Source organism: Dongia sp. agr-C8, assembly GCF_054658695.1.
The window spans coordinates 1,059,734-1,072,312 of record NZ_BAAGHZ010000002.1 but is presented as its reverse complement, the minus strand read 5'-3'; the positions used below and the strand labels follow the sequence as shown (position 1 = coordinate 1,072,312).

Sequence of the window (12,579 nt, the reverse complement as noted above, 5' to 3'; positions counted from 1 at the left end):
TGTCAAACAGCCGCGCCTCCGCAGGGTCTAGCCTGCGGCGCGAGATCGCGACTCCATGCGTGAGGGAATGAACGTATGCGAATGATCCTGAAGGCCGGTCTCGGCCTGGTTCTGGCCTCAACCGCAATCGGCACCGCCCTGGCCCAGGAAAGCGGGCGCCTGCAGGCCGGCGACTTCACTTATCTCGGCGCCTTCCGCCTGCCCGACACCGGCAAGCCCCGGCCGCAGATGTTCGACTACGGCGGCAACGGCATGGCGTTCAATCCGAAGGGGGATCCGAGCGGCGGCGGCGACGGCTTTCCCGGATCGCTGATCATGACCGGGCATGAGCGGATCGTCGGCGATGTGCCGAACGGCGACCAGCTGGCGGAAGTCGCGATCCCGGCGCCGGTGAAGTCGAAGGACCTGGCGGCGCTCAAGACCGCGAAGCTGCTGAACGGCTTTGTCGATACGCTGGCGCGACGCTTCGTGCAGCGTCAGGAAATCCCGACGGTCGGCCTGGCCTATCTCGACCGGCCCGAGACCGGGCCGAAGATCCACGTCACCTTCGGCCAGCATGTCGAGGAGGACCCGAAGCCGACCCATGCCTGGTTCGACCCCGACCTCTCGCCCGGCAGCGTCCGCGGCGCCTGGTTCATCGACGATGCCAGCTTCTACAGCGTGACCAAATACGTGTTCGAGATCCCGCAGGACTGGGCCGACAAGCATGTCGGCGGCATGCCGCTGGCGACCGGCCGGTTCCGCGAGGGCGGCTGGTCGGGCATGGGACCGTCGCTCTTCGCCTATCGCCCCTGGATGGACAAGCAGGGGACGCCGGCCGCCGACGGCACGCATCTGAAGGCCGTGACCCTGCTGCTCTATCCCAATTCGCGGGAGACGGAATCGACCGCGGTCTCGATGAAGAACTTCCAGATGCCGGACGACTGGGGCGGCGGCGCCTGGATCACCACCAAATCCGGCAAGAGCGCCGTGCTGTTCGCCGGCACCAAGGGAATCGGCAAGAAATACTGGTATGGCTTCGTCAACCCGGCGGGGCCGGACAAGCCCTGCGTCTTCCAGGAGGTGGTCGGGCAGTATCCCGCCTGCCGCAATGCCGCCGACGGCAGCCTGTGCCCGCAAAGCGAGCTCACCGAATGCCCGGATCACGATTATGTCCGCGGCTGGTGGGCCGGCGTCTACCAGGCGCAGTTCATCTTCTACGACCCGAACGACTTCGCCAAGGTCGCGGCGGGCAAGATGAAGCCGAGTGCGCCGCAGCCTTATGCTGCGGTGCCGATCGACGCCGCGCTGCGGCTGGCGACCGATCCTTCGGTCGTGGACTGGGTGGGCAGCGGCGTGCAGCGGCGGCAACGCATCGGCGCCGTCGCCTATGACCGCGCCAACCAGCTACTCTATGTGCAGGAGCTGTTCGGCGACGACGCCAAGCCGCTGATCCACGTCTGGCGGGTTCAGTAGACGGCTAGATCCAGATGATCTTCGCCGGATTCCGCACCGGACCGTCCGGGCGGAGTTTCGGATGCCCGATGACGACCGGCGCCACGGGATGCAGCAGGGCCGGAATCCCGAGCTGCCGCTTCACCTCATCCTGCGAGAGCCAGGGACGGGCGAAGCCGATCCAGCACGATCCCAGCCCGTTCGCATGCGCCGCCAGCATCAGGTTCTCCGCGGCGAGGCAGCAATCCTCGGTCGATTGGCTTTCCTTGTCCGTGGCGCAGACGACCACCAGGGCGGCGGCGCCGTGGAACAGCTCGAAATGCGGATCGAGCGCGTGGCTGCGCAGCGGCGAGTCGGCGAGCAGGAACTGCAGCGCGGCCTTCTGCGCCTGGGTCGAGAGCTCGTGCAGGCGCTGCGTGCCGATGAGGGCGGCGAACGCCCAGGGTTGCCGGTTCATGGCGCTCGGCGCCAACACGGCTGCCTCGACGAGCCGCTCGACGTCCTGCCTGGAGACGGCCTGGTCGGTGAACTCCCGGCAGGCACGTCGCGTGCGCAATCCCTCTAGCAAGTCCATGGTTGCCCTCCGTTTCGATCAGCATGGCACCCGACGCGCCGGCCAACGTTGATCGCTGTCAAAAAAGAGCTGGAACCAGCCCGACCTTTGACTCCGGTCAAAGTCCGGCTGTGGGCATCGGTTCACTCTGCGCCAGCCGGGTGGCTCGGCGCTGGACGCCGATGCCGGCCTCCGGCTGCAGCTGAAGGAGACAGAGATGACCGAAAGCACAAAATTGCCCATCAAATCCGAGGACAAGGGCAAACACGGCGTTCCGCGCGCCGCCGTTCATCCGTTCGAAGCGTTGCGCCGCGAGATGAATCGCCTGATCGACGATTTCGATGTCGATTTCTGGAGCGGCCCGTTCCGGCGCGCCACGTTCGATGTCGCACCGTTCTGGCGGCGCGAGCTCGGCTTCGGCTCGGCGCCGGCGGTCGATATCGCCGAGACCGACAAGGCCTTCGAGATCACCGCCGACCTGCCCGGCATGGATGAGAAGCATGTCGAGGTGACCCTCAGCAATGGAACGCTCTCCATCAAGGGCACCAAGCAAGAGGAAACCGAGGAGAAGAAGAAGGACTACTACCTGCACGAACGCAGCTTCGGCTCCTTCGAACGTTCCTTCCGGATTCCGGAGACGGTGGACGCGAACAAGATCGAGGCCGTGTTCAACAAGGGTGTGCTGAACGTCAAGCTTCCGAAGAAGGCCGAAGCGCAGCAGCCGGAGAAGAAGATCGCGATCAAGGCGGCTTGACCGGTTCCTAGCTGCCGCCCGCGCGCCGCTTTCGCCCCGCGCGGGCGGCATTCTCTCACATTTCGTCGCCCATTCCCGGCATGCCCATGCCGGCCGGCTTGCGCTCCGGCTTCTCGGATACCAGGACCTTGGTCGTGATCAGCAGGCCGGCGACCGATGCGGCATGCTGCAGCGCCAGCCGCATGACCTTCGTCGGATCGATGATCCCGGCCTTCACCATGTCGACATAGACGCCCTTCTGGGCGTCGAAACCCATCGCCGGATTGGCCTCCTCCAGCAGCTTGCTGATGATCACGGCACCGTCCTTGCCGGCATTCTCGGCGATGGTGCGGGTCGGCGCCTGCAGGCTCCGCTTCACGATGTCGAGGCCCATGCGCTGGTCGTCGTTCTCCGGATTGACCGCGTCGATGGCGGAAGCCGCGTAGAGCAGGGCGATGCCGCCGCCGGCGACGATGCCTTCCTCGGCGGCGGCCCGGGCGGCGTGCATCGCGTCGTCGACCCGGTCCTTGCGCTCGCGCACTTCGAGCTCGGTCGCGCCGCCGACCCGCACCACGGCGACGCCGCCGGAGAGCTTCGCCAGCCGCTCCTGGAGCTTCTCGCGGTCGTAATCCGAGGTGGTTTCCTGGATCTGCTTGCGGATCTGGGTGCAGCGCGCGTCTATGTCGGCGCGCTTGCCCTTGCCGCCGATGATCGTCGAGGTATCCTTGTTCGCGATCACGCGCCGCGCCGAGCCCAGCATCTCGACGGTCACGGCTTCCAGCTTGATCCCGAGCTCCTCACTGATCATCTGGCCGCCGACCAGGATCGCGATGTCTTCGAGCATGGCCTTGCGCCGGTCGCCGAAGCCGGGCGCCTTCACCGCGACGATCCGCAGCCCGCCCCGCAGCTTGTTCACGACCAGGGTGGTCAGGACCTCGACGTCCAGGTCCTCGGCGACCACCATCAAGGGCCGGCCGCTCTTGATCACCGATTCGAGCAGCGGAATGAAGGACTGCAGGTTCGAGATCTTCTTCTCGTAGACCAGGATCAGGGGCTCATCGAGCTCACAGCTCATCTTTTCCGGATCGGTCACGAAGTAGGGCGAGAGGTAGCCGCGGTCGAATTGCATGCCTTCGACGATCTCGACCTCGGTTTCCAGCGACTTCGCCTCCTCGATGGTGATGGCGCCTTCCTTCCCGACCTTGGCCATGGCGTCGGCGATCATTTCGCCGATATCGCGGTCGCCGTTGGCGGAAATGGTGGCGACCTGGGAGATGTCCTCATGGCCCGAGACCGTCTTGGAGCGCGCCTGGATGGCCTTCACCGCCGCTTCGACCGCGAGATCGATCCCGCGCTTCACCTCCATCGGGTTGAAGCCGGCGGCGGTCGCCTTGATGCCGTCGCGGACCATGGCCTGCGCGAGCACGGTCGCCGTGGTGGTGCCGTCGCCGACCAGGTCGCCGGTCTTGACCGCGGCTTCCCGCACCACTTCCGCGCCCATGGCCTCGACCGGATCCTCGAGCTCGATCGACTTCGCGACAGTGACGCCGTCATTGCTGACCCGCGGACCGCCGAAGCCCTTCTTGATCAGCACCGTTCGGGCGCGCGGGCCCAACGTGGTCTTCACCGCGTCGGCGAGCACGTCGATGCCGTGCAGCATGCGCTCCTGCGCGCTGCGCCCGAATTGCACGTCGGTGAAAGGCATAGCCGGTCTCCCTTCTGGTCGGGCTCAGTTGGCGGCCCAGAGCTCGCGCAGCTCGTGCGGCATGATCTTGATGACCTTGGCGACTTCTCCGGAGTCGATCCGTCGCCACATGACGTTGAAGACCGCCCGTGCGGCCAGTTCCGGCTCGTCCGCCAGACGCGGCGGCAGCCGGTCGCTCAGGTGGTCGAGGAAGTCGCGCAGGTGCCGCTCGTAGGTGGGAGTCTTGGCCGGGTGCCATCCCTCGTAGAACACCCCCCGCAGCAGGATGGGAAGCTGCGCGCCGAGATGCACGGCGTTCTCCGGCCCGAGCCGATCCCGCAGCGCATGGAAGACGGCCTTCAGCGTCGCATAGGCATCCTCGCGGCTGTCCAGGCCGGATTCCTCCATCACTTCCTTCAGCCAGAGATTGGTCTCATGCAGCGTTCTTTCGAACACCGCCAGCCCGGTCGATGACATCGTCGCCTCCTATCGGCTCAGAGCGGGATCGCGGATTCCAGATGCCCCGGCAGGTCATGCACGGGAATCTTCGTGAGGTCCTTGTCGATCTCCGCGACCAGCAAGGCCTTCGCCTTTTGCCCGAGCGCCTTGCGCAGGTCGCTCAGCATATGCGGCGGGGCGACCACCACCAGGCGATCGTAGGACTTGTCGATCGCCTTCTGCTCGACGAAGCGCGCGACATCCTTGGCGAAATTGGCCGCTGCGGTGCGCCGGGGATCGTGTTTGGGCTCGACCGCATGCCGGGCCTTGCCGACGCTCTCGACGCTGCGGGAGGGTCGATCGGAACCGAGGTCGCGGGTATGATGCGAGGTGTCGGGATTGTGGAACGTTCCCTGGTCCACACCCACCAGGCGCTCATTGGGATTTTCCTGGGCGAAGATCTTCGCCTGGGCTGCATCGGCGATCACAATCCAAGTCCGGCGGCGATGTGGCATGACAATTCCTCCTGGCGGTCCGCTTTGACGTCTCTAAGAGATCCTGCCGGCAGATTGAGCCTCGAGCGGCGTGACAGCCTTGACCGATATCAATAAACCGGCTTCTTCCTGGGTTTGATGGGAGTCAAACCACGGATCGGTGTCTCTCCTTACGCTGGGCGAGCCTGCGCGACCTGCGCATCGGAAACGGAAGGCGTTCGCATATGACTCTCGGCACAGTCATCGGTTCTGCGATGGTGCTGGCCCGGCCCGGGGCGCCGCTGGTCGCCGAGACGCGACACTGGGCGGCGCCCGGCTTCGGCCGGGTCCTCGTCAAGGTCTGCGCCTGCGGCGTCTGCCGGACCGACCTGCATGTCATGGACGGGGAGATTCCGACGGCGCGCTATCCGATCGTCCCCGGGCATGAAGTGGTGGGGCGGATCATCGCGCTCGGCCAGGGCTGCGACGGTTTTCGCGTCGGCGATCGCGTCGGCATCCCCTGGCTCGGCGGCAGCTGCGGAACCTGCGAAGCCTGCCGCGCCGGCCGGGAGAACCTGTGTCCGGCCGCGGTGTTCGTCGGCGCGCATCGGGACGGCGGCTATGCCGAATACATCGATGCCGACAGCCGCTATTGCTTCCGCATTCCCGAGGCCTACGCCGATGCGGAAGCCGCCCCTTTGCTGTGCGCCGGGCTGATCGGCTATCGCGCCTTGCGCAAGGCGGGGCCGGGGGAGCGGCTGGGGCTGTATGGCTTCGGTGCGGCCGCGCATATCGTGATCCAGATCGCCCGGCATGAGCGGCGCGAGGTCTTCGCCTTTGCCCGCCCTGGAGACGAAGCGTCGATGGCCTTCGCCCGAGAGCTCGGCGCCACCTGGGCCGGACCCTCCGACGGTCCGCCACCGGCGCCCCTCGATGCGGCCGTCATCTTCGCCCCGGTCGGCGCGCTGGTCCCGCAAGCGCTCAAGGCGGTCAGGCCCGGAGGCCGCGTGGTCTGCGCGGGGATCCATATGAGCGATATCCCGGCCATACCTTATGCGCTGCTCTGGGGCGAACGCGAGATCGTCTCGGTTGCCAATCTGACGCGCCAGGACGGCGAGGAGTTCCTGGCGCTGGCGCCGACGATTCCGATCCGGACCGCGACGACCGGCTATGCCTTGGCCGATGCCAACCGCGCCCTGGCCGACCTCCGTCAGGGGCGGTTGAACGGCGCGGCGGTGCTCCAGATAGCGTCCGACTGACTGGCTAGGAAGCCGCAGCGCGCGCTTGCTTCTCCGCGGCGGCGATGTGGCGCTTGACCTGAATGAAGCGCTCCGGATCGACCGAGATGGAATCGATGCCGCAGGAAACCAGGAATTCCGCGAAGTCGGGATGGTCGCTCGGCGCCTGGCCGCACAGCCCGACCTTGATGCCGCCCGCATGGGCCTCGGCGATCGCATGCGCGATCATCCACTTCACGGCCTCGTTCCGCTCGTCGAACAGCGGCGCGAGCAGCTCGGAATCCCGGTCCACGCCGAGCGTCAGCTGGGTGAGATCGTTGCTGCCGATCGAGAAGCCGTCGAAGCGCGCGGCGAATTGCCGGGCGAGGATGACGTTGGCCGGTATCTCGCACATCATGTAGACCTCCAGCCCGTTCGACCCGCGCTTCAACCCGTTCGCGGCCATGACGCCGAGGACCTGATCGGCCTCGGCGAGCGAGCGGCAGAAGGGAATCATCACGATGACGTTGCGGAAGCCCAGCTTCTCGCGCAGCCGGCGGAGCGCCCGGCACTCGAGCGCGAAGCCGTCGAGATAGCGGGGGGAGTAGTAACGGCTGGCGCCGCGGAAGCCCAGCATCGGGTTTTCCTCGGCGGTCTCGAAGCCGGCGCCGCCGAGCAGGTGCGCGTATTCGTTGGTCTTGAAGTCGCTGGTGCGCACGATGACCGGCGCCGGATAATGGACCGCCGCGATCTTGGCCAGCGCGCGGGCGAGATTCTCGACGAAGTATTCCGATTTATCCGCATAGCCGCGCGTGAGCGCTTCGATCTCGGCGGCGACACCGGGATCCTTGATGCCGGAGAAATGCGCCAGCGCCATCGGATGGACCCGGATCTGGTTCGCGATCACGAACTCCATGCGCGCCAGCCCGACCCCGTCGCTCGGCAGGCGCCACCAGCGCGACGCCGAGGCCGGGTCGGCCAGGTTGATCATGACCTTGGTCCGGGTGGCGGGAATGGCGCCGAGGGCAATGTCCTCCACCGTGAACTTGGCTTCGCCCTGGTAGATATATCCCTGGTCCCCTTCGGCGCAGGAAACGGTGACGGTCTGTCCGCTGCGCAGGGCAGCGGTTGCCGTGCCGGTGCCGACCACGGCTGGAAGACCGAGCTCGCGGCTGACGATGGCGGCATGGGAGGTCCGACCGCCGTGATCGGTCACGATCGCCGCGGCGCGCTTCATCACCGGCACCCAGTCCGGGTCCGTGGTCGCGGTCACCAGGATCGACCCGTCCACGAACTTATGGATATCGCCGGCGCCGGCGATCACGCAAACCGGTGCCACGGCGACGCTGTCGCCGATGCTGAGGCCGGTCAGCAGGCGATCGCCTTTCGACTGGATCGTGTAGTGGCGCAAGGTGTTGGCGGCCTTGTGCGACTGGACGGTCTCCGGCCGGGCCTGGACGATGAACATCTCTCCGGTCTCGCCGTCCTTGGCCCATTCGATGTCCATCGGGCGGCCGTAATGGCGCTCGATCGCCTGGCCCCAGCGGGCGAGCGAGAGGATCTCGCCGTCCGAAAGCACGAAGCGCGCGCGCTCCTCCTCGCTGGTCGCGACCTCCTCGGTCGTGGCCGCCTGGTGGCCCGTGGCATAGACCATCTTGCGGCTCTTCTGCCCCAGCGCGCGTTCGATGATCGGCGAGAGGTCCGGATTAGCCAGGAACGGCTTGTAGATCTCGTATTCGTCGGGATCGACCGATCCCTGAACGACCAGCTCGCCGAGACCCCAGGCGGCATTGATCACCACCACCTTGTCGAAGCCGGTCTCGGTGTCGATCGTGAACATAACGCCTGAACTGCCGAGGTCGGACCGCACCATGCGCTCGATGCCGATCGAAAGGGCGACATCGAGATGGCCGAACCCTTTGTTCATGCGGTAGATGATCGCCCGGTCGGTGAAGAGCGAGGCAAAGCAGCGCCGGCAAGCATCCAGCAGCGCCGCCTCGCCATTGATGTTGAGAAAGGTCTCCTGGGCGCCGGCGAAGCTCGCGTCGGGCAGGTCTTCCGCGGTGGCGCTCGATCGGACCGCGACGGCGATGTTCGTCTTGCCGCAGCGCCGGCCGAGCTCGGCATAGGCGTCCCGGATTGCCGCGGCGGTCTCGGCCGGCCAGGCGCCCTCGACGAAGGCGGCCCGGATGACCTGGCCGGCCTCGGCAACGTCCTTGCCGGACGCCGAGACATGGGAAAGCTCGGTCTCGATGACTTTCGCAAGCCCGTTATGCGCGACGAACCGACGATAGGCGGTGGCGGTGGTCGCAAATCCCGGCGGTACTCGAATGCCCAGCGTCCCGAGGTTGCCCAGCATTTCGCCGAGCGAGGCGTTTTTGCCGCCGACACTGGGAACATCGGTATTGCGAACTTGGTCCAGCCAGAGGATCAGTGCTTTCGAGTCGGGCATGGCGTTCTCAATGCTTGCTGTCAGGCTTGGCGTCGCGGGCTACCGACGTCACGCGAAAGGTGAGGTCGGCCCCGGAGAGATCGCGGACGGTCAGATACTCCCCGGGCGAGAAGATATGGTCGCCGAAATGGAAGATCGCCTCTTCGTCGCTCTCACCGAAGGAGAAGCACCACAGGTTTCGATTGCGATGGACGAGCCGGCCGCGCTTAGGATCCTTGTCGCCCCAGAACTCCTCGACCACGGCTCGGGGCCGATCGGACTGGTAGGAAGTCAGGTCAAGTCGGCCGGCGCGGTCGAGGGGAGCATGCAGGAGATAGCCGTGGTGGGGGCTCCCCTCCGGAAACTCGGGGTTCCGCGCCAGTTCCATGCGGATTGTGCTCCAGGTCATTTGGCTCTCCCAGCGGCGGCTCCGACACGCGCCGGGTGGGAGCCGATGATTCTGCCTGTCACATTGATCAGAGGGCTCGATATGCGCTTTGATGGCAATCAAAGCGGCAAGACGCCACGCCGGACATGGGGGCGGCAGCTTGTTTGGCGCAGGAAGGGAATAATGACGCCAGCCCCGCCGGCGCAGTAAGGTGACGGCGCCAATCGGGGAGTTCTCGTGACCGGGCAAGACCAGACCTCGGCAGCGATCGAAGACGACGACGGACTGCTGCTGGCGCTTGAAGGCGGCCGGGTCGGCACATGGCGCTATCTGGCCGCGGAGCGTCGCTTTCAGTTTTCCGGCCGGGCGCGACAGCTGGTCGGACTGAGCCGCGGCGACGCGGATCTGCGCGAATTCCTCAGGGTCGTGCATCCGGACCATAAGAAGGAGGTCGAATCAGTCTTCCAACGGATCGACCGCGACTGGACTTGCGACATCGACTTCAGCACCAACCACGGCCGGTGGGCTCGCCTCCGCGGTGCGGCATCCGCCGGCGGAGGCGAGGCCCGCGGCATCCTGGTTGATATTCTGCGGCGGAAGGACCATGAGGAATCGGTCAGCCGGCTGGCCGCCATCGTGGCCTCGTCGGATGACGCCATTGTCGGCGAGACGCTGGACGGGATCATCACGGACTGGAATCGCGGGGCGGAGCAGATATTCGGCTATGGGCCGGAAGAGGTTCTCGGCAGATCGGTGTCGATCCTGCTGCCGGAGGATCACGCGGGCGAGACCGACCGCATTCTCGAACGCATTCGCCAAGGCGAACGGGTAGAGCATTTCGAGACCCGGAGAAGACGCAAGGACGGGACCGTGATCGACGTCTCGGTGACCGTCTCTCCGGTGTGGGACGCTTCCGGCCGCCTGGTCGGGGCGTCGAAGGTCGCGCGCGATGTCTCGGCGGCGAAGACCGCAGAGAAGGCGCTGGCGGAACGCGAGGCTCACCTGCAATCGGTGCTGGACACCGTGCCCGACGCGATGATCGTGATCGACACCAAGGGCATCATGCAGTCATTCAGCGCCACCGCGGAACGCCTGTTCGGCTACACTGCCGCGGAGGCCACCGGCCAGAATGTGAAGATCCTGATGCCGACTCCTTATCGCGAGGGCCACGACGGCTATCTCCGGCGCTACATGGCGACCGGGGAACGGCGGATCATCGGAATCGGCCGCATCGTGGTAGGGCAACGCAAGGACGGCTCGACCTTTCCGATGGAACTCTCGATTGGCGAGATGAGCGTGGGCGACCGGCGATTCTTCACCGGCTTCGCCAGGGACCTGACCGAACGGCAGGAGGCCCAGCACCGACTCCAGGAGCTGCAGGCCGAGCTCATTCACATGTCGCGCTTGACCGCGCTCGGCGAGATGGCCTCGACGCTGGCCCACGAGCTGAATCAGCCGCTCACGGCCGCCGCCAGCTATCTGAACGGCGCGCGCCGCCTGCTGGATCAGAACCCGGTCGATGGATTGCCCATGGTGCGCGATGCGGTCGATCGCGCGGCACAGCAGGCCCTGCGCGCCGGACAGATCATCCGCCGGCTCCGGGAGTTCGTGGCCCGGGGCGAGGCCGAGCCGAAGATCGAGAACCTGGTGAAGCTGATCGAGGATGCCAGTGCTTTGGCGCTCGTGGGTGCGAAAGAGACCGGCGCCCGGGTAACTTTCCAGTTCGACCCCTCCGTGCAGTTCGTGCTGGCAGACAAGGTGCAGATCCAGCAGGTGCTGCTGAACCTGATGAGGAACGCTATCGAGGCGATGCTGGAACTTGAGCGCCGTAACCTGGCGGTTTCCACGGAGCGTTTCGATTCAGAGACGGTCGTTGTGGCCGTGGCCGACACCGGACCTGGCATCGCTGCGGAGATCAAGGACCAGTTGTTCCAGCCCTTCGTGACGACGAAGCGTCACGGGATGGGCGTCGGCCTGTCGATTTCGCGAACCATCATGGAATCCCATGGCGGCCGAATCTGGGTCGAGCCGAATCCGGAGGGCGGCACCATATTCAAGCTGACGCTGAAGACCGTCGAACCCGAGGAGATCGATGATGGTCAATAATGCCGTGGTCCATGTCATTGACGATGATGAGAGCGTGCGCCACGCGCTGGCCTTCCTGCTGGCAACTTCCGGAATCCCGGTCAGGGTGCACGAGAGCGGCGACGCCTTCCTCGAAACCGTCGATGGCCTGCAGCCCGGCTGCATCCTGACCGACATCCGCATGCCGGGGACCGACGGTCTCGCGCTGCAGCGCAGGCTCACCGAGCTCGGGATCAATCTGCCCGTCATCGTCATGACGGGTCATGGCGACGTGCCGATGGCGGTCGAAGCGATGAAAGGCGGAGCCGTCGATTTCATCGAGAAGCCCTTTGACGACGCCGTGCTGCTCAAAGCGATCCAGACGGCGCTCAACCGTTACAACGAGCAGGGCAGGCGCGAGTCCGAAGCCGCGCAGATCACGGCCAAGGTGAACGTATTGTCGGTCCGGGAACGCCAGGTGCTGGACGGCTTGATTGCCGGTCGGGCCAACAAGACGATCGCCTACGACCTCGAAATCAGCCCGCGGACCGTGGAGATCCACCGCGCCAACGTCATGACCAAGATGGGAGCGGGAAGCCTGTCCGAACTGGTCAGAATGGCGCTTCTGGCGGGCCTGATTGCGCCCAAGTAGCCGCATTCTCCGCCTTGCGCAAAATCAAAGCCTGCACCAAGGCAACCGTTAACCTGGAGCGGTTTCCGCATCGAAGCGGCGGACTATTTTGCGTAAGAAGGCGCAAGCGCAGTGTCTGGCTCCTGGGTCGTATTCATCGTCGATCGCGATTCGGCGGTCAGAGATTCGCTGCGCTTTTGCATCCAGCTGGATGGAATGGACGCGCGCACCTGCGGCAGCGGCAGGGAGCTGCTGGAGCATCCGGAACTCGACAACGGCTGTTGCGCAGTCATCGATGGACGGACGCTGGACCATGATGGCGCGGAGGTGGCGACGGAGCTTCAGGCCCGACGTCACATTCTGCCGCTCGTTCTCATCCTGGACCATGTGAGCCAGCGTCTGCTGGCCCGCACAATCGATCTAACGGAGTTCCCTGTGGTGCAGAAGCCGGTCCTGGATGACGCGTTGCTGCGTTGCGTCAGGGCGGTGCGCCGAATCTGACGCCCCAGGCGGCAAAGGCGGACGCGCCGCGT

12 protein-coding genes are annotated in these 12,579 nt (G+C 65.8%); 6 read left to right on the top strand and 6 right to left on the bottom strand.

The window, feature by feature from the left end; translation table 11 throughout:
- Window positions 1-75 precede the first annotated feature (75 nt).
- Complete coding sequence (locus ACYQ4T_RS12680; protein WP_459854483.1) at window positions 76-1,455, top strand: hypothetical protein; 1,380 nt, start codon at window positions 76-78, stop codon at window positions 1,453-1,455.
- 4 nt (window positions 1,456-1,459) lie between these two features.
- Here the strand turns inward: ACYQ4T_RS12680 and ACYQ4T_RS12675 are convergent, their stop codons facing one another.
- The gene (locus ACYQ4T_RS12675) at window positions 1,460-2,008 is read right to left on the bottom strand and encodes a nitroreductase family protein (protein WP_459854482.1); all 549 of its coding nucleotides are present in this window, start codon (window positions 2,006-2,008) and stop codon (window positions 1,460-1,462) included.
- Between the two features lie 196 nt (window positions 2,009-2,204).
- Here ACYQ4T_RS12675 and ACYQ4T_RS12670 point away from each other — a divergent pair, with 196 nt between their 5' ends.
- On the top strand, window positions 2,205-2,741 hold the full coding sequence (locus ACYQ4T_RS12670; RefSeq protein WP_459854481.1) for an Hsp20/alpha crystallin family protein: 537 nt from the start codon (window positions 2,205-2,207) through the stop codon (window positions 2,739-2,741).
- 55 nt (window positions 2,742-2,796) lie between these two features.
- Here the strand turns inward: ACYQ4T_RS12670 and groL are convergent, their stop codons facing one another.
- The 3 genes from groL to ACYQ4T_RS12655 are packed head-to-tail and all read right to left on the bottom strand — an operon-like array spanning window position 2,797 to window position 5,357.
- Window positions 2,797-4,425: a chaperonin GroEL gene (gene groL / locus ACYQ4T_RS12665; RefSeq protein ID WP_459854479.1), complete on the bottom strand. Its 1,629-nt coding sequence runs from the start codon at window positions 4,423-4,425 to the stop codon at window positions 2,797-2,799.
- A gap of 24 nt (window positions 4,426-4,449) precedes the next feature.
- Entirely contained in the window at window positions 4,450-4,881 is a 432-nt protein-coding gene (locus ACYQ4T_RS12660; RefSeq protein WP_459854478.1) for a DUF2267 domain-containing protein, read from the bottom strand.
- A gap of 17 nt (window positions 4,882-4,898) precedes the next feature.
- Window positions 4,899-5,357 carry a host attachment protein gene (locus tag ACYQ4T_RS12655; RefSeq protein ID WP_459854477.1) on the bottom strand — a complete coding sequence of 153 codons (459 nt, stop codon included), beginning with the start codon at window positions 5,355-5,357 and terminating at the stop codon, window positions 4,899-4,901.
- A 203-nt stretch (window positions 5,358-5,560) separates the two neighbouring features.
- On the opposite strand from ACYQ4T_RS12655, the gene ACYQ4T_RS12650 reads away from it, so the two are divergent.
- Window positions 5,561-6,574 (top strand): zinc-dependent alcohol dehydrogenase family protein, encoded by a 1,014-nt coding sequence (locus tag ACYQ4T_RS12650; protein ID WP_459854475.1) that lies wholly within the window; start codon window positions 5,561-5,563, stop codon window positions 6,572-6,574.
- 4 nt (window positions 6,575-6,578) lie between these two features.
- Here ACYQ4T_RS12650 and ppsA read toward each other — a convergent pair whose 3' ends face one another.
- Together ppsA and ACYQ4T_RS12640 are read right to left on the bottom strand one after the other, a co-directional pair.
- Window positions 6,579-8,984 carry a phosphoenolpyruvate synthase gene (ppsA, locus tag ACYQ4T_RS12645; protein ID WP_459854474.1) on the bottom strand — a complete coding sequence of 802 codons (2,406 nt, stop codon included), beginning with the start codon at window positions 8,982-8,984 and terminating at the stop codon, window positions 6,579-6,581.
- A 7-nt stretch (window positions 8,985-8,991) separates the two neighbouring features.
- Window positions 8,992-9,372 (bottom strand): hypothetical protein, encoded by a 381-nt coding sequence (locus ACYQ4T_RS12640; protein WP_459854472.1) that lies wholly within the window; start codon window positions 9,370-9,372, stop codon window positions 8,992-8,994.
- 216 nt (window positions 9,373-9,588) lie between these two features.
- Here ACYQ4T_RS12640 and ACYQ4T_RS12635 point away from each other — a divergent pair, with 216 nt between their 5' ends.
- The 3 genes from ACYQ4T_RS12635 (at window position 9,589) to ACYQ4T_RS12625 (ending at window position 12,547) form a co-directional block, all read left to right on the top strand.
- A complete protein-coding gene (locus tag ACYQ4T_RS12635) occupies window positions 9,589-11,457 on the top strand; it encodes a PAS domain-containing sensor histidine kinase (protein ID WP_459854469.1) in 1,869 nt (622 codons plus the stop codon).
- Window positions 11,444-12,067, top strand: a complete 624-nt coding sequence (gene fixJ / locus ACYQ4T_RS12630; protein WP_459854467.1) for a response regulator FixJ — start codon at window positions 11,444-11,446, stop codon at window positions 12,065-12,067. The genes ACYQ4T_RS12635 and fixJ overlap by 14 nt, the downstream gene beginning before the upstream one ends.
- A 111-nt stretch (window positions 12,068-12,178) precedes the next feature.
- Window positions 12,179-12,547, top strand: a complete 369-nt coding sequence (locus ACYQ4T_RS12625) for a response regulator (protein WP_459854464.1) — start codon at window positions 12,179-12,181, stop codon at window positions 12,545-12,547.
- Window positions 12,548-12,579 lie beyond the last annotated feature (32 nt).